The organism is Streptomyces sp. NPDC057137 (assembly GCF_042670825.1).
Lineage (GTDB): Bacteria > Actinomycetota > Actinomycetes > Streptomycetales > Streptomycetaceae > Streptomyces.
The window spans coordinates 1-16,066 of the sequence record NZ_JBHUUW010000031.1; the positions used below are offsets into that span (position 1 = coordinate 1).

The window sequence follows — 16,066 nt, forward strand, 5'->3', positions numbered from 1 at the left end:
GTGTATAAGAGACAGCGACTGTGCGGCCCCGTCCGGCGTTCGGCGTTCAGGTCAGGTCGGGTCCGTCCGGGCGGACAAGACCTAGTCGGTGATGTAGTTCCGCAGTCCGGGAACGGTGAGCGTGCCGCCGAACTGGCCCGCCTGAAGCACCTCGACGTCCGTGAAGAACGCGAACGGGACATTGAGCGGCGGCGGGGTCTCCGGGCTGAACGTGATCGGGATCAGACCGAACAGGTTGCCCTTCAACTCCTCCGTGTACATGGTGACTTGACCGTCGCGGATGGTCGACGTGGAGTCCGCCCGGCTCGCCACGTGCGCCGTGCGGCCCTCGGGGTAGACGACCTTCTGGTGCAGGTCCTTGATGTCCACCTCCGAGGCCGTGAACTTCAGGGCCTTCTTGATCTTTCCGCTGCCCGTCTTCACCTCGACGATGCCGTGGTAGTCGAGACCCCGCAGCGTGAGCATGGTGCTCTCCAGCTTCCACGGGTCGTCCGGCAACAGCGGGATGCCGGGCTCCAGTTCGGCGGCGGCGAGCGCCTCCGGGTCGGCCTCCGGGCAGGGGAAGCGCGGCTTGCCGTCGGCGCCCTCGGGGATGTCGTCGTCCTTGCGGGCGTCGAGCCCCTTCGCGGCGTCGTCCAGTTCCTCGACCTCCGCCCCGGCCTTGTCCGCGGCGTCCCTGATGGCGTCCTCGGTCCGGTCGGACGTGTCCGAGTCGGGCTTGCCGGTGTCCGGCTTGTCGGCGTCGGGCTTGTCCGACTCCGGCTCGTCCGGCTTCGGGTCCGCCGGCTTCCCGGCCTCGGGCTTGTCGGACTCGGGCTTCTCGGACTCCGGGTCGGCCGGCTTGTCCGTGTCCTTGTCCGGTACGCCGAGAAGGTCACCCAGCGCGTCCCCCAGACCCAGCGGGTCCAGCGGGTCCTTGGACTTCGATTCGCTCGGCTCCGGCGCGGGCTCCTTGGGCGCGGCAGGCTTCTCGGCGTCGGACGCGGGCGGTGTCTCGCCGGGCGAGGGCTCGGGACCGTCGTCGTCCCCGTCATCGCCCGCGGGCGGCTTCGGCCGGCCCGTGGCGTCCCCTGACGGACCCTCGGACGGCTTGCCGGACTCCTCGTCCGACGGCTTCTCGGACGGCGACGGCGAAGCCGACTCCTCCGGAGGCTCGTCGGAGCGCGTGACGCACGGCCCCGGCGCGAACGGGATGTCCTTGGCGTCCTCGGCGAGCGCGAGCCTGGGCGTGAGCCCCATCCCGACGAACACCGCCGTCGGCATCGCGGCGAGCGCGAACGCCTTTCCGGCCGGGATCTGGAGCTTCGTCAGCAGCGACTTCCTGGGGGCGGCGTGGCGCGGGCCGCTTCTCTCGCGGGCCTGCCCGCCTCCGGCCGTCTCCGGCCGCGTGTCGTCACCCCGCACTGTTCCTCCCGCCGTTGGCATGGGCAGTCGTGTCCGTCAGATTCGGGTCCCCGTCAGGCGGGCCGGGGAGAAAAGGGTCGTCCCCGCCCCCGTCCGGGGTTCCCTGGTCGACGGCGCCGCCCGCCGGCTTGAACGTCTCCCGCCGTACGGCCGCGTGCTTGGCCGGCCGTCCGTCGCCGGAAGCGTCCGCGTGCTCATCGTCCGCCGGCCCCGCCGGCCGGCCCGGCGCCCAGGAGATGGACAGCCCGCCGCCGATGAGGGCGAGCATCGCGCCGAGCATGAATCCGCCGAGGTTCGACACGGGTATCGAGACGAGTGCCAGCAGGATCGTGGCGACACCGGCGAACACCCGCACGATGCTCTGGAACCACATGGTCAGACCCAGGGTGGCGAGCAGGACACCGATGATCAGCGAGCCCGCGCCCGCGGTGGTGGCCATGGTCATCGTGAGATGGCCGATCTTGAGCTCGGCGTACGGGAAGTAGGCGATCGGCACTCCACTGAGGAGTGTCAACAGGCCCGCCCAGAACGGCCGAGTACCCCGCCAGGCGCGGAAGCGCAGCCGCCAGTACGTGAATCGGCCGCGGGGATCCGAAGACTCGGCGCTCATGGAAAACAGCTCCCTGGAACCGGTGTTGCTGTGAGAGATTGGGGAGTGGGCGGACGCGGCCGCGTCATACGGACACGCCCGCCCCAGGGGGCGAAGTGCTCAGGACCCGGTCAGGGTCTAGTAGCACTCCTTGACGCCCTTGTGCAGCTTCAGGCTCAGATTGCTGAGCTCGAAGGTGCCGGCCGTGGTCGCCCAGGCCGTCTGCTTCACATTGGTCAGCGTCGCCTCTTCGGCGCGCTGCGCGAAGCCGAACGGGTTGACCTTCTTCTCGGTCCCCGGCTGGATCCTTGTGTCGCCGGCCGCCACACCGATGTCGATGTTCTTGAACTTGGCGTCGGCGTCGAGCTGGGCGACGTCCAGATACAGGTTGGTCGCCTTGACCGGCTTCTGGCTGTTCGTGCCGGCGCGCAGCTCAAGGCTGATGCTGCCGAAGATCGGGACGTCCGGTGTGACCACCGACTGGCACATGTTGCTGATCGTCGCCGAGCTGAAGCCGGAAACGGCCACCGGATGGGCGGTCTTGTTGCCCTTGAGATCGGTGCCGTCGGCGATGCTTCCGTACTGAACGAAGTCCTGGCCCACCAACTGGTCGGCCGAGACCTTGAAACTCTGCCCCGACACACTGAACGACGCGGCGAGCGCGCCCTGTGCGAGAGCGACACCTATCGCGGCCGTCGCGGCCACGCTCGGCACCATGACGACGGCGAACCGCTTCCATCTGGTCCCGCCACGTGCTTGGGACTCCATCACTTTCCTCCTTCTCGGACGTACATCTCCGGATCGGGCCTGAGCCCGTCCTGGGATGGGAGAAGTGCTACGTCCTCGGGAAGGAGAGCGCCCGTGCGTATCACGCGGAACGAGCCGCGTCAGAATCACCGACGATCACCCCCGAGCGACAACCACTGGACCACGCGCGTCGCGTGGCCGCCGGACAGGCCCCGCCGGTCGACGGGAACCCCCCTGTCCGTGGGTCGGCGCCACTGCTCCGCCGGCCCGCCCGGTGGGGTTCCAACTTGCGGTGGCCACGGCTGGACTGCCGCGCCGGTGCGTTGTTGGACCGAGCGTGGACGATCGTGGTGTATTCACGCTCGGGACACAAGGGGGTTCGTTACTGGCAAGTAATGAGTGGTTCACGGAGGAGCCACGAGGCGGCGCCGCGCGGGCACACAGGGTGCCCCAAATCGACCCGACAGAACTCGCGAATACCGCCAATAACCGGACAGACCAAGCAGGTTGATTTACTCGGAGTAACAGCGACCCCGCTTTACCAAGTTTTGGTAAAGCGGGGTCGTCGGTGTCGTCGAGTCGGCAAATCGGTACGCGCCCGCTCAGTGCCCGGAACGGACGCGGGACACGGTCAGAAAAGAACCCTGGCAAGTGCCGACCGGGCCGCGGTCACCCGGGGGTCGTCCGAGCCGATCACTTCGAAGAGTTCGAGCAGCCGCACCCGCGCCGCGTCCCGCTCCTCGCCCGCCGTGCGCCGTACGGCCTCGACCAACCGGCCGAAGGCGTCCTCCACATGACCGCCGACCAGATCGAGGTCGGCCGCGGCGATCTGCGCGGGGACGTCGTCCGGCCGCTCCGCCGCCTCCTTGCGCACCTGCTGCGGGTCCATCCCCTTTACCCGGGCGAGGAGTTCGGCCTGGGCGAGCCCGAGCTTCGCCTCCGTGTTGCCGGGGTCGTCGGCGAGCACGTTCCGGTACGCCTGCGCGGCGCCGCCGAAGTCGTCGGCGTCCAGGGCGCGTACGGCGGCTTCGAGCAGCGCGTCGTACGGCCCCGCCTGCTCCACCGGCTCGGCCGACTCGTCGTCGGCGCCGGCCTCCGCGTCGGCGTCGACCGTGATCCCGGTGAGGCCGAAGCGCTGCTCGCCGACCTGGATCAACTGGTCCAGCGTCTCGCGGATCTGGATCTCGGGGGCCGCGCCCTGGAAGAGGGGCAGCGCCTGGCCGGCCACCACGGCGAAGACCGCGGGGATGCCCTGGATCTGGAACTGCTGCATCAACATCTGGTTGGCGTCGACATCGACCTTGGCGAGCACGAACCGGCCGTTGTACTCACGGGCCAGCCGCTCCAGCACGGGGCTGAGCTGCTTGCACGGCTCGCACCACTCGGCCCAGAAGTCGATGACGACCGGGACCTCGGAGGAGCGCTGGAGGACGTCGCGCTCGAAGCCCGCCTCGTCGACGTCGATCACCAGACTGGAGGGGGGTACGGCGCCGGTGTCGCCCCGACGGGCCGCCTCGGCGCGGGCCTGCTCGGCCTTGGCCTTGGCCTCACCGGCCGCCTTCACCGCGGCGAGATCGACGACGCCGCTCATGGACATGTTCCTAGGCTGCATGAGTACATCCTCCCCTCTCCGCGCGCGCATGTGAAAAGCAATCGGACAGTTTGTACCGTCCACACAGAACCGCGCCCGTCCCCGCGCTCCCCACCGGCCGCGGGGCGCACGGGCGGACACGGTCGTCACGCCTGAACAAGCCCCGTGCATGACCTGAACACGTACGGGGCAAGTCCCCCGTGGGGGACCTGGGTTCGACACGGGGTCCCCACCCCGCGTCAGTGGTCGTCGCTCAAGAACCGCAAGGGAAGAAACGGTCTTTCGCTACGGGTCGTAGCGTAACCGGAAGCTGCCCCGTCCGTGTGAGATTCATCCGGTGAACTGACTCACAGCGAATTCCCTACCGGCGGGTATGGTCGCGGGCATGCTGAGTCGCCGCCACGACAACCCCACCCGTTCCGGCCGCCCCCGCAGCGCCGCGGCCGACACCGCGATCCTGCTGGCGACCCGGGCGGCGCTGGTGGAACTGGGCTGGTCCAAGCTGTCGATGGGCGACGTCGCGGCGCGCGCGGGCGTCGCCAAGACCACGCTGTACCGGCGCTGGGCGAGCAAGAACGAGCTGGTGGTCGACGCGGTCGCCGTCCTCTTCGACGAGATCGAGATCCGCGACCGGGGCAGCCTCACGGCCGACATCGAGGGGGTCGTGCTCCAGTTCGCCGCCCTGCTTGAGCGGCCGGAGACCAAGACGGCGCTGATGGCGGTGGTCGCCGAGTCGACGCGGGACGACGCGCTGCGGGACCGGATCCGTACGGCGATCGTGGACCGGCAGAAGGGGCTGGTGATCAAGGGGCGCGAACGGGCCCAGGCCCGGGGCGAGTTGGCGTACGAGGACGACCCCGAGGTGGCGGCCCGCAACGCCGACCTGATCTTCGACGTGATCGCGGGCGCGGTGGTGCACCGGACGCTGGTGAGCGCGGAGCCGGTGGACGAGGAGTGGGCGCGCGGCTTCACGCTGCTGCTGGTGACGGGGCTGGGCGCCATCCAGGGGTCGTGAGCCGGCGGCCCTTGACCTCAAGTGGACTTGGGCTTCTAGCGTCGTGGGCGTACCGATTCCGCTCAACGGAGGACGCCGTCATGACCGTTCAGGAGTACACCACCGAGCAACTGGCCGCCCAGCCCATCGGCTACTGGAGCGGCGCGACGATGCGCCATGTCGTCGGCGGCATCCGCGCGGAGCTGGCCGTCGAGCACCTCACCCAGCCGCACTGGTGGACGCTCAACCAGGTCGCGGGCGCCCCCGGCGCGTGGGGCCGCGCCCGGCTGACCGACCAACTCGCGCCCTTCGACGACCAGGACACCGACTTCGAGGCCGTGTACGGCGATCTGATCGCCCGCGGCTGGCTGACCGAGGAATCCGGCACGTTCGTCCTCACGGAGGCGGGAGAGGCCGGCCGGCTGCGCGCCAAGGAGCGGCTGAACGGGGTGAACGAGCGGGTGCACAAGGGCATCACGCCGCGGGAGTACGCCGCGACACTGAACGTCCTGCGCCGCATGATCGACAACCTGGGCGGCGACAGCGACCTGCCGCGGACGACCCCGCGCGCCGGCCGCTGAGCGCCGGGCGGTCCTCAGAAGCCGGGCGGCTCCGTGTACGTGCCCCACTCGTCCCGCAGCACCCCGCAGATCTCGCCCAGCGTCGCCTCCGCGCGGACGGCCTCCAGCATCGGCCCGATCATGTTCGACCCGTCGCGCGCGGAGGCCAGCATCGCGTCCAGCGCCGTACGCACACGGGCGTCGTCGCGGCCGGCCTTGCGGTCCGCCAGTTCGGCCACCTGGTCGCGCTCGACCTCGTGGCTGACCCGCAGGATCTCCAGGTCGCCGGTGACCGAGCCGTGGTGGACGTTGACGCCGACGACGCGCTTCTCGCCCTTCTCCAGCGCGCGCTGGTACTGGAACGCGGACTCGGCGATCTCGCCGGTGAACCAGCCGTCCTCGATGCCGCGCAGGATGCCGGACGTGATCGGGCCGATGGGGTGCCGCCCGTCGGGGTGCGCCCGCAGGCCGCGCTCCTTGATCTGCTCGAAGATCTTCTCCGCGTCGGCCTCGATGCGGTCGGTGAGCTGCTCGACGTACCAGGAGCCGCCGAGCGGGTCGGCGACGTTGGCGACGCCGGTCTCCTCCATCAGCACCTGCTGGGTGCGGAGCGCGATCTCGGCGGCCTGCTCGCTGGGGAGCGCCAGGGTCTCGTCCAGGGCGTTGGTGTGCAGCGAGTTCGTACCGCCGAGGATCGCCGACAGGGCCTCGACGGCGGTCCGTACGACGTTGTTGTACGGCTGCTGCGCGGTGAGCGAGACGCCGGCCGTCTGGGTGTGGAAGCGCAGCCACTGCGCCTTGTCGGTCTGCGCGCCGTACTCCTCCTTCATCCAGCGCGCCCAGATCCGGCGCGCGGCGCGGAACTTGGCGATCTCCTCGAAGAAGTCGAGGTGCGCGTCGAAGAAGAAGGACAGGCCGGGGGCGAAGACGTCGACGTCCATGCCGCGCGAGAGCCCCAGCTCCACGTAGCCGAAGCCGTCGGCGAGGGTGTAGGCCAGCTCCTGCGCGGCCGTGGCCCCGGCCTCGCGGATGTGGTAGCCGGAGACGGAGAGGGGCTTGTACGCGGGGATGGACGCCGCGCAGTGCTCCATCAGGTCGCCGATCAGCCGCAGATGGGGCTCGGGCTGGAAGAGCCACTCCTTCTGCGCGATGTACTCCTTGAAGATGTCGGTCTGGAGCGTGCCGTTCAGTACGGCGGGGTCGATGCCCTGGCGCTCGGCGGCGACGAGATACATGCAGAAGACCGGGACGGCGGGGCCGCTGATGGTCATGGACGTCGTGACGTCGCCGAGCGGGAGGTCGCCGAACAGGACCTCCATGTCGGCGGCGGAGTCGATCGCGACGCCGCAGTGGCCGACCTCGCCCAGCGAGCGCGGGTCGTCGGAGTCGCGGCCCATGAGGGTCGGCATGTCGAAGGCGACGGAGAGGCCGCCGCCGCCGTTGGCGAGGATGGTCTTGTAGCGCTCGTTGGTCTGGCGCGCGTTGCCGAAGCCGGCGAACTGGCGGATCGTCCACGTACGGCCCCGGTAGCCGGTCGCGTGCAGTCCGCGGGTGAAGGGGTACTCACCCGGCCAGCCGATCCGCTCGAAGCCCTCGTAACGGTCACCCGGGCGCGGCCCGTAGACCGGGTCGACGGGGTCGCCGGAGAGCGTGCTGAAGTCGGCGTCGCGCTTGCGGGCCTTGTCGTAACGGGCCTGCCAGCGCTGGCGGCCTTCCTCGATGGCTGCGGTGTCGGCGTGCGCGTGAGCGTCCATGCTCTTGAATTTACTAGGACGTCCTAGTAAATGTCGAACGCTGAACGCCGCGAGTTTCCTCACGGCGGGGACAGCGTGGGGGCCTCAGGCCTCGACGGGGGCGGTCTCGTCCCGGACGATCAACGGCTGCATCTCGCGGGTGATCTTCGGTTCGACGAAGAACGAGGCGACCGGGATGCAGCCGGCGGCCAGCACCCACAGCAGCTTGCCGAAGGGCCACTTCGCCTTGGAGCCCAGGTCGAAGGCGAAGACGACGTAGACGATGAAGAGCACACCGTGGATCTGGGAGATCACCATGGTGTCGCCGGTGTCGAAGCCGTACTTCAGCACGATGGCGACGGTGAAGACCAGCAGCCAGACGGCGGTGACGTACGCCATGACCCGGTAGCGGGTCAGGATGCTCTGTTTCATGGCCATGAGCGTAACGCCCCGAAAAATCCCCGCGGACGGCGGGGCTCAGCTCTCCTCGAAATCCTGGGCGGAGACGCGCAGCGGGCGCAGCATCGCGAAGATCTCGGCGCACTCCTCCGCGTCGTACGTCCCGAGGCCGAACTCCATCGCCATCAGGTCGCGGGTCGCGGCCTCCACGACCTCACGGCCCTTGTCGGTGATGGAGGCGAGGGTGCCGCGGCCGTCGTTGGGGTTGGGGCGCTTGTCGACCAGGCCGGACCTGACCAGGCGGTCCACGGTGTTCGTGACGGACGTCGGGTGGACCATCAGCCGCTCGCCGATCTTGGACATGGGCAGCTCACCGGCCTTGGAGAAGGTGAGCAGCACCAGTGCCTCGTACCGGGCGAAGGTCAGTCCGTACGGCTTGACGACCGCGTCGACCTCGGCGAGCAGGATCTGGTGGGCGCGCATGATCGAGGTGATCGCGCCCATCGACGGAACGGGGCCCCAGCGCTGCTGCCAGAGCTCGTCGGCTCGGGCGATGGGATCGAAGGCAAGGCTGAGCGGCTTGGACACGTCAACGACCTTACCGAGTGCTTATTTGGCGGTCTGCCCCTACTCCCGTTTACTCCCGTTCTCCGGGGCGGTCCGGCGGACCTCGTACACGAGAAGCAGGGAGCAGACGGTCCCGACCAGACCGGACCCGGCGACGACCTGGTGCACGGGCAGGAACTCGGCGGCGAGACCGGCCAGCGCCATGCCGAGGCCCTGGATCGTCATCAGCCCGGCGGTCATCAACGTCATGGCCCGGCCGCGGAGTTCGTCCGGGACGGCGTCCACGAACCACTGGTCGAGGCCGATGACGTACACGGCGCCGACACCGGACAGCGCGAGGGCGACCAGGGCCAGGGTCATGCCGGGCGTGACGGCGTAGACGAGCAGGGGAACCAGCCCGACGGCGGCCGAGGGGAGCACGATCCGCGAGCGGGTGCGGGGGCTGAGGGCGGACCCCGCGACGAGTTCGGCGGCGATGTGCCCGACCGGCATCGCGCACATCATCAGGCCGAGCGCGGCCGGGCCGACGCCGATCCGGTCGGCGTACGGCGCCATGAGCGCCTCGGGCGCCACGACGAACATGGCGGGCACCCAGACGGCACGGGTATCACCTGCCGTGGCTGCGGCGGATCAAGAGCGCCGCCGCCGGGCTCGATCTGCGGCCCTTGTGGCTGGTGATGCCCCGCGTCGGGCACAATCCCGACTTCTTCTGCCCGCCGCCCGAGAGCCCCGTCGTCACCTTCGCCGAGGAGATCGCGCTGATGCGGTCCACGCCTCCGGAGGTCGCCCGCCGGGATCTGGCCCTCGCGCTCGCCGAGACGCCCGGCGCGGCCGACAGCGGCCTCGGGCGCGAGATGCTGGCCGATCCCGCGCGGAGCGTCCAGCGGTTCGCCGGGCTGCTGGAGCAGGTCTGGGAGCGGCTGGTCGAGCCCGACTGGCCCCGGCTGCGCGCGCTGCTCGAAGCCGATGTCGCCTATCACTCGCGGCGGCTCGCCGAGGTCGGATTCGGGGCGCTGCTGGGCGAGTTGAGCCCCCGGCTCGTCTGGTCGGACTCCACCCTCACCGTCGTCGGCACGCGCGGCGACCACGACCGCGTGCTCGGCGGGCGCGGTCTCGTCCTCGTACCGAGCGTCTTCACCTGGCCCGAGATCATCGGCGGGCACGAGCCACCGTGGCAGCCCTCCGTGATCTATCCGGCGCGCGGCATCGGCGGGCTGTGGACGGAGGCCGCCGACCGTACGCCGGACGCGCTCGCCCGGCTGCTCGGCCGGGTCCGGGCCGACGTGCTGTGCGCGCTCGACGAACCCGCCGGGACCACCGCGCTCGCGCACCGGCTGGGCCTCGCGCCGTCCTCCGTGTCCGCGCATCTGTCGGTGCTGCGCGACGCGGGGCTGCTGACGTCGCGGCGCCACTCGCACCAGGTGCTGTACGAGCGGACACCGCTCGGGATCGCGCTGGCGGTGTCGTAACACCACGGAACGTGACCGTTATGTCACGATTGCCCGGTCCTGTGCTTCTCCAGTCGTTCAAGGGGGCTGGATGTCCAGCCGCACACCGCACAGCATCGCCGCCACCGTCGCCCTCGCGCTCGCGCTGGCGCTCGCCGGCTGCTCCTCCGCCGGCCCCGCCCGCGACGACACCGGCGCCCCGGCCGTACGGGGCGAGGCCGCCCCCACCGCCGGTTCGCCGTTCTGGGTGGACCCGCGGAGCGACGCCGCGCGCCAGGTGGAGGAGTGGCAGGCCCAGGGCCGTACCGACGACGCCAAGGTCCTCAGGCGGATCTCCGAGCGCCCCGTGGCCGACTGGCCCGCCGGTGACGACCCCGTGCCCGAGATCCGCAGGGCCGTACGGGGCGCCGCCGGGAAGCGCACGGTGGTCCTCGTCGCGTACAACATCCCGCACCGCGACTGCGGCCTCTACTCGGCCGGCGGCGCCGCCGACGGCCAGGCCTACCTCGACTGGATCAACTCCTTCGCCGACGCGATCGGCGACGCGCGCGCCCTGGTGATCCTGGAGCCGGACGCCGTCTCCCACCTCGTGGACGGCTGCACCCCCGCCGAGCACCACGGGGAGCGCAGCCAACTGCTGGCGGAGGCGATCGACCGGCTGAAGCAGCAGCCGGGCACCAAGGTCTATCTGGACGCGGGCAACCCGGCCTGGATCAAGGAGCCGGCCAAGATCGCCGAGCCGCTGCGCACGGCCGGGGTCGCCAAGGCGGACGGCTTCTCGCTCAACGTCTCCAACTTCCAGACGGACGACGCTGTGAAGGCCTTCGGCACCCGGCTGTCCGGGCTCCTCGACGGCGCCCACTTCACCGTCGACACCAGCCGCAACGGCGAAGGCCCCCTCCCCGGTGAGCGGGAGGAGGCCTGGTGCAACCCGCCGGGCAGGTCGCTCGGTACGCCGCCGACCGCCGAGACCGGTGACGCCCTGGTCGACGCGTATCTGTGGATCAAGCGGCCCGGCGACTCGGACGGCCCCTGCCGGGGCGGCCCGTCCGCCGGTACGTGGTGGCCGGACTACGCCCTGGGACTCGCCCGCCGCTCGGGCACGTAGGGCACAGGACCCGGGCCTACTTCACCTGGATCCACTTCGCCTCCGACGACACCCCCGCCGTGTCCGTCACGAACAGCATGTACCAGCCCGGCGGCACCAGCGTCGGGTCCGACGGCACGTCCACCGTCACCGAACCGCCCCGCTTCGTCATCCCCAGGTCGATCGAGCGCTGCTCCACATCCGTGCTGTGCGTGACGGCGCTCGGCCGCATCAGCCGCGCCGTAGCCAGCCGCTCCGGGGCGTCCGTACGGAACGTGGCCCGCCCGTTCTGGTCCAGCTCCGCCGGCCCCTCCCCCAGCACCGGCCGCGACTTCGCGCGGTCGCCTTCCAAGGAGGGCGGCGTGAAGATCTCCACCCGCTGCTCGAACGTGCCGAGTTTCGTGTTGTCGGCGTCGTCGAAGAGCGGGTCGGAGCCGAAGGTCGCCACCCGCCCGTCGGGCAGCAGCAGCGCCTCGGAGTGGTAGTTGCGGCCCACGGTCGGGTCGGCCGCCTTCCGGAAGGCGTTGGTCTTCGGGTCGTAGAACTGCGCCTTGAGGATGTCGGACGCGCTCCGCCCCCGGTAGTCGGACGAACCGCCGCTCGTGAAGACCGTGTCGTCCGGCATGATCACGCTGCTGAGATAGCGCGTCCCCTGCGGCAGGTCCGGCCCGGCCCGGAAGGCGGGGCTGTCCTCCTTCAGGTCCACGATCGCCGTACGGGCCGTCGACTTCGACGACTCACCGACCCCGCCGCCGCCCATGACCATCACCTTCTGGTCCTGCGCGGGCGGCAGCACCAGCGACGCCGAGGTCTCCGTCTCGTCGAGCCGGGTGAGCCCGTCGACCTTCGTGAAGATGTTCTTCTTCAGGTCCCACAGACCCGGCTGCCGGCCCGCCGTGGCGGGCCCGTACCCCGCGTTCGACCCCGAGTAGAAGACCTTGCCGCCCTTCGTGAGGAAGAGCGCGGGATACGTCGGGAAGTAGCGCGTCGGGCCCTTGGACCACGTCTTGGACTTGGGGTCGTAGATCTCGTTGTCCCCGGTGAGCACCGCGCCGACGTCGTCCAGGCCCGAGACGGCGAGCACCCGGCCGTCCTCGAGGGTGACCAGCGTCGGGTACCAGCGGGCCTCCTTCATCGGGTCGACCGGGATGTACCGCTCCGCCACCGGGTCGAACTCGTACGCCGCCTTGATGCCCTGGAAGTCCTGCTTCTCCGTGGTCAGCTTCTGCGCCAGGCCGTAGTAGTTGTCCGCGTCCTTGCCCTTGAGGCCGACGATCTCGTACTGCGCGGCCTCCGTCGTCAGCGCCCGCGGACCCTTGTCCACGGCCTCCACGAAGACCCGGGCCTCACCGGCCGTGACCTTGGTCTTCCAGGGCAGCATCCGACCGCTCTCGGCGTACGAGATCTTGAAGTCCCGCTTCGCCTTGGGCACGGTGACGTCGAACCTGGTCGCGTACTCGACACCCGACGGCGACCGGAAGCGGGTGCCCTTCTTGAAGGTCCGCGCCCGGTCCGGGTTCTCGTTCTTCACCCGCATCCCGCCGCCCGCCCGGTCGACCTCGCCGTCGAGTACCTCGTAGCGCGCGGTGCCGCCCGCCACCAGCAGCCGCCCGTCGGGCAGTTGGGAGTGGCCGGAGCAGAAGAAGTCCTCGGGGGTGGGGATCTTCTTGTACGAGTTGTCCGCCGGGTCCCACAGGACGGTGTCGAAGGTGCCCGCGTCGAACTTCTCCTGGCTGTTGCCGGACCCGGCGATGAGCAGCACCTTGCCGGTGTGCAGCAGCGCGGCGTGGATCGCGTTGGTGCGGTACTCCTTGGGGACGTCGAGCACCTCCCAGGAGCCGTACCGCGCCTTGTAGCCGGGCTGCGCGATCTCGTACGCGTGGTACTTGTCCGTCGCGAAGGAGATGGCCGCCGGCGCGTTGAGCGACATCAGCACCACCACCGCCCCGCCACCGAGCAGCGTCTTCTTGAACTTGTGCGAGGGCCGGTAGGCCATGACTCAGTTCCCTCCTGTCGTCGTCGTGGCGAGTGCCGGCTCCGGCTGCTCCGGACCGTCCTCCGTGGCCCGCACGGGGATCCGCGCCCCGTCGCGGCGTCCGCGCAGAGTGGTCCAGCTCCAGACGGCGACCGGGGCGAGCGAGATGACCAGGGCCAGTACGGCCCAGGTGCGCATCGCGGCGTGGGTGTGGCCGAAGTACACGGACGCCGCGAGTGACGTCGTCAGCACGGCGGCCCAGAACAGATGCAGCCGGAACGTCAGGGGCCCGTCGGCGCTGGTCTCACCCCCCTTGGGGGTGACCACGAACCGGCCCCTGGTGCGCAGCACCGCCGAGCCCAGCGACTTGAGGTAGATCGGCGCGCAGAGCGCGGACATGGCCATGCCGGCCAGCCCGCCGGAGCCGCGGGGCTCGTGCGGCGAGACGTTGTGGCGCCGGTTCCAGAGGTAGAGGCCGATCTGGAAGGCGGCGGCGTCGCTGTAGAGCATCAGCCAGAGCGAGGACGACACCTGGGTGCCGGACGCGCCGAGCCAGAGGAACAGGACGCAGCTGAGGATGCCGAGGAACCAGTTGATCGCGGTCATCGGGTAGTAGACGAGCATCAGCGTGTAGCTGACGAGCCGGCCGGGCGGCACCCGGAACAGCGCCTTGCCGTACTGCTTGATGATCGTCTCGTACGTGCCCCGCGACCAGCGCAGCTGCTGGGTGAAGAAGTCGGTCCAGGAGGCGGGGCCCTCACCGACGGCGAGCACGTCGGGCGTGTAGACGGACCGCCAGAACCGGCCGGTCAGCGGGTTCTTCCTGCGGTGCAGTTCGAAGCCGGTGGCCATGTCCTCGGTGATGGAGTCGTACAGGCCGCCGACCTGCTTGAGGGCGCTGATGCGTACGACGTTGTTGGTGCCGACGAACATGGGCGCGTGGTAGCGGTTGCCGGCCCGCTGGATCAGCGCGTGGAAGAGGAACTGCTGGGACTCGGCCGCCTTGGTGACCGCCGAGTCGTAGTTGCCGTACACCTGCGGTCCGACGACGAAGGCGACGTCGGGGTCGCGGAAGAAGCCCAGCATCCTCTCCAGGAAGTTGGGCAGCGGCACGTGGTCGGTGTCGACGGAGGCGAAGAAGTCGTAGTCGTCGCCGTACATCGCGAGCCAGGCGTTGTAGTTGCCGTGCTTGGTCCGGGTCTTGTGGACGCCCTTCCCCCGGTTCCACTCCGGCACCCCGAGGCGGCTGAAGTGACGCACCCCCAGCTCCCGGCAGAGCAGCCGGGCGGCCGGGTCGTCGCCTTCGTCGAGGAGCCAGACGTCGAGGGGGCCGCGGTGGCGCAGCCTTGACGCTCCTTCGAGGGTGGCCCGCAGCATGGCGAGCGGTTCCTTGCCGGGGACGTACGTGGTGAGGAAGGCGACGCGGGTGCCCACCTCGGCGACGACGGGGACGGGGTCTCTGGCGACCAGTGTCGCGTGCGCGATGGAGGCGACGTTGACCAGCATGAAGAAGGCGATGAGGCCGATCGACACGAGCATCACGGTGTCGAAGGCGACCAGCCAGCGGGCGCCGCCCTCGCGTTCGGTCCAGTGCGTCGGCCAGATCAGATAGACCAGGAGCACTCCGGAGAGCAGCGGGGCCATGACCATGAGCACGACGGCGCGCACGCGATGGGGCTCCTGCGCGAGGAGACTGCGGTACCCCACCCGGTAGGCGGCCGTCCGGTCCGGCTCCGTCAGCGGACCGGCGAGACAGCTGTGGGTGTCGTAGTCGTAGCCCTCCGGCAGCACGGTGCCTCCAGCAACTCCAGCGATGTGGCGAGGTCGATATCCTCAGAAAAGTGGATATACCTCGGCGTGTCGACTGGAGTCGTCCGTGCGAGTGGCGGTAAGGGGCGCCGAAGCGGCGGCCGCGGTGCCGGATCTGACGGGGTGCCGGGCGGCGCGGGAGGGGTACGGCGGGACATGACGGGGCGCCGGCGCGCGGGCGATGCCGGCCGGCCACCCGGCCGGGGCGACCTGACGGCGGGCCAGGACCAGGAGAGAGCCGGACCGCACCTGACGGCGGGCGCGGGACGGGAGTACGGCGGGAAGCGCCGGTCGGGCCGGGGGCGACACCATGGCGGGCCGGCCGCGTAGCGGTGGGCGCCGCCTGCTCGGACCGACCGGCCGCGCTCCGCAGAGCGCCTGCCGTCAGCCGGCGAGGTGCCTCTCCAGTGTCTCGACCTTCGAGTGGAGGCCGTCGGTGACCCCGGGGCGGACATCGGCCTTCAGGACCAGTGAGACGCGCGGCGCCCGTGCCTCGACGGCGGCGACCGCGCGCTTGACCACGTCCATCACCTCGTCCCACTCACCTTCCACGGAGGTGAACATCGCGTCGGTGTGGTTCGGCAGCCCGGACTCGCGTACGACGCGGACGGCGTCGGCGACGTACTCGCCCACGTCCTCGCCCACCCCGAGCGGTGTGATGGAGAAAGCGACGATCATGCGCTGACCGTACCCTCGCGGCGGGCGCGCGAGGCGATGACCTCGTCCTCGGCCTCACGCTTGAGCTTGCGCTCGGCGAAGAAGCCGCCGGTCGGCAGGACCGACAGCACGAAGTAGAGGGCGGCGGTGCCCAGCGACCACTTGGCGCGCTTCCAGGCGTCCAGCCAGAAGATCACGTACAGGACGAACAGCAGCCCGTGGATCGCGCCCATCACCGGGACGGCGTTGAAGTCCGTCGTGCGCTTGAGCACGGAGCAGACGAGCAGCAGCAGGAACGACACGGCCTCCGGCGCCGATACCAGGCGGAGACGGTGGAGGGATGAGGCGGTCTTGATGTCCACGAGGCAGGCACCTTCGTCGTCGGGGGGAGGCGTCGTGATCGTCGCCGGGCGATCACCGCGGTTGTCGCGCGCGGAAGCACCACGCGCGTGATCATCTTGTGAACGCGCGCACAAGCGACGTCCCATTGTGGCACCAGGCTTTGC

The 16,066-nt window shown here is 70.3% G+C and carries 14 protein-coding genes and 2 pseudogenes; 4 read left to right on the forward strand and 12 right to left on the reverse strand.

The genetic code is table 11. The annotated features are described in order from the left end of the window. Positions 1-81 precede the first annotated feature (81 nt). The 4 genes from ACFT9I_RS23275 to ACFT9I_RS23290 form a co-directional block, all read right to left on the reverse strand. A complete protein-coding gene (locus ACFT9I_RS23275) occupies positions 82-1,404 on the reverse strand; it encodes a hypothetical protein (protein ID WP_382567061.1) in 1,323 nt (440 codons plus the stop codon). Continuing rightward, positions 1,394-2,014, reverse strand: a complete 621-nt coding sequence (locus ACFT9I_RS23280) for a DUF6114 domain-containing protein (protein WP_382567063.1) — start codon at positions 2,012-2,014, stop codon at positions 1,394-1,396. Before ACFT9I_RS23280 ends, ACFT9I_RS23275 begins: the two co-directional genes overlap by 11 nt. 117 nt (positions 2,015-2,131) lie before the next feature. Next, positions 2,132-2,761, reverse strand: coding sequence for a DUF6230 family protein (locus tag ACFT9I_RS23285; RefSeq protein WP_382567065.1), 630 nt, complete (start codon positions 2,759-2,761; stop codon positions 2,132-2,134). 610 nt (positions 2,762-3,371) lie between these two features. Beyond that, positions 3,372-4,352 (reverse strand): tetratricopeptide repeat protein, encoded by a 981-nt coding sequence (locus ACFT9I_RS23290; protein WP_382567067.1) that lies wholly within the window; start codon positions 4,350-4,352, stop codon positions 3,372-3,374. Between the two features lie 364 nt (positions 4,353-4,716). Here ACFT9I_RS23290 and ACFT9I_RS23295 point away from each other — a divergent pair, with 364 nt between their 5' ends. Further along, on the forward strand, positions 4,717-5,346 hold the full coding sequence (locus ACFT9I_RS23295; protein ID WP_382567069.1) for a TetR/AcrR family transcriptional regulator: 630 nt from the start codon (positions 4,717-4,719) through the stop codon (positions 5,344-5,346). Between the two features lie 80 nt (positions 5,347-5,426). After that, positions 5,427-5,906 carry a MarR family transcriptional regulator gene (locus ACFT9I_RS23300; RefSeq protein ID WP_382567071.1) on the forward strand — a complete coding sequence of 160 codons (480 nt, stop codon included), beginning with the start codon at positions 5,427-5,429 and terminating at the stop codon, positions 5,904-5,906. A 14-nt stretch (positions 5,907-5,920) separates the two neighbouring features. On the opposite strand, the gene ACFT9I_RS23305 is transcribed toward ACFT9I_RS23300, so the two are convergent. From ACFT9I_RS23305 to ACFT9I_RS23320, 4 genes and pseudogenes are all read right to left on the reverse strand, one after another. Next, on the reverse strand, positions 5,921-7,639 hold the full coding sequence (locus ACFT9I_RS23305; protein ID WP_382567073.1) for a methylmalonyl-CoA mutase: 1,719 nt from the start codon (positions 7,637-7,639) through the stop codon (positions 5,921-5,923). 84 nt (positions 7,640-7,723) lie between these two features. After that, on the reverse strand, positions 7,724-8,050 hold the full coding sequence (locus ACFT9I_RS23310) for a DUF3817 domain-containing protein (RefSeq protein WP_382567075.1): 327 nt from the start codon (positions 8,048-8,050) through the stop codon (positions 7,724-7,726). Between the two features lie 45 nt (positions 8,051-8,095). Further along, on the reverse strand, positions 8,096-8,605 hold the full coding sequence (locus tag ACFT9I_RS23315) for a MarR family winged helix-turn-helix transcriptional regulator (RefSeq protein WP_382567077.1): 510 nt from the start codon (positions 8,603-8,605) through the stop codon (positions 8,096-8,098). Positions 8,606-8,615: 10 nt separating this feature from the next. After that, positions 8,616-9,178, reverse strand: a pseudogene (locus ACFT9I_RS23320) (MFS transporter); the annotation flags it as partial. Between ACFT9I_RS23320 and ACFT9I_RS23325 the strand changes: the two are divergent. Beyond that, positions 9,178-10,053 (forward strand): annotated as a pseudogene (locus ACFT9I_RS23325) (DUF5937 family protein); the annotation flags it as partial. The pseudogenes ACFT9I_RS23320 and ACFT9I_RS23325 overlap by 1 nt on opposite strands. Before the next feature lie 70 nt (positions 10,054-10,123). Then, positions 10,124-11,140 carry a glycoside hydrolase family 6 protein gene (locus ACFT9I_RS23330; protein WP_382567079.1) on the forward strand — a complete coding sequence of 339 codons (1,017 nt, stop codon included), beginning with the start codon at positions 10,124-10,126 and terminating at the stop codon, positions 11,138-11,140. A gap of 16 nt (positions 11,141-11,156) precedes the next feature. Here ACFT9I_RS23330 and ACFT9I_RS23335 read toward each other — a convergent pair whose 3' ends face one another. From ACFT9I_RS23335 to ACFT9I_RS23350, 4 genes are all read right to left on the reverse strand, one after another. After that, on the reverse strand, positions 11,157-13,115 hold the full coding sequence (locus ACFT9I_RS23335; protein ID WP_382567081.1) for a galactose oxidase-like domain-containing protein: 1,959 nt from the start codon (positions 13,113-13,115) through the stop codon (positions 11,157-11,159). A gap of 3 nt (positions 13,116-13,118) precedes the next feature. After that, a complete protein-coding gene (locus ACFT9I_RS23340) occupies positions 13,119-14,885 on the reverse strand; it encodes a glycosyltransferase family 2 protein (protein WP_382567082.1) in 1,767 nt (588 codons plus the stop codon). A gap of 402 nt (positions 14,886-15,287) precedes the next feature. Next, complete coding sequence (locus tag ACFT9I_RS23345) at positions 15,288-15,581, reverse strand: MTH1187 family thiamine-binding protein (RefSeq protein ID WP_382567084.1); 294 nt, start codon at positions 15,579-15,581, stop codon at positions 15,288-15,290. Then, complete coding sequence (locus ACFT9I_RS23350; RefSeq protein ID WP_382567085.1) at positions 15,578-15,922, reverse strand: DUF3817 domain-containing protein; 345 nt, start codon at positions 15,920-15,922, stop codon at positions 15,578-15,580. The genes ACFT9I_RS23345 and ACFT9I_RS23350 overlap by 4 nt, the downstream gene beginning before the upstream one ends. Between the last annotated feature and the right edge of the window lie 144 nt (positions 15,923-16,066).

Coding starts and splice junctions, on each gene's coding strand:
- ACFT9I_RS23280 (WP_382567063.1), bottom strand. CDS start 2,014: ATGAGCGCCGAGTCTTCGGATCCCCGCGGCCGATTCACGTACTGGCGG.
- ACFT9I_RS23285 (WP_382567065.1), bottom strand. CDS start 2,761: ATGGAGTCCCAAGCACGTGGCGGGACCAGATGGAAGCGGTTCGCCGTC.
- ACFT9I_RS23290 (WP_382567067.1), bottom strand. CDS start 4,352: ATGCAGCCTAGGAACATGTCCATGAGCGGCGTCGTCGATCTCGCCGCG.
- ACFT9I_RS23295 (WP_382567069.1), top strand. CDS start 4,717: ATGCTGAGTCGCCGCCACGACAACCCCACCCGTTCCGGCCGCCCCCGC.
- ACFT9I_RS23300 (WP_382567071.1), top strand. CDS start 5,427: ATGACCGTTCAGGAGTACACCACCGAGCAACTGGCCGCCCAGCCCATC.
- ACFT9I_RS23305 (WP_382567073.1), bottom strand. CDS start 7,639: ATGGACGCTCACGCGCACGCCGACACCGCAGCCATCGAGGAAGGCCGC.
- ACFT9I_RS23310 (WP_382567075.1), bottom strand. CDS start 8,050: ATGAAACAGAGCATCCTGACCCGCTACCGGGTCATGGCGTACGTCACC.
- ACFT9I_RS23330 (WP_382567079.1), top strand. CDS start 10,124: ATGTCCAGCCGCACACCGCACAGCATCGCCGCCACCGTCGCCCTCGCG.
- ACFT9I_RS23335 (WP_382567081.1), bottom strand. CDS start 13,115: ATGGCCTACCGGCCCTCGCACAAGTTCAAGAAGACGCTGCTCGGTGGC.
- ACFT9I_RS23345 (WP_382567084.1), bottom strand. CDS start 15,581: ATGATCGTCGCTTTCTCCATCACACCGCTCGGGGTGGGCGAGGACGTG.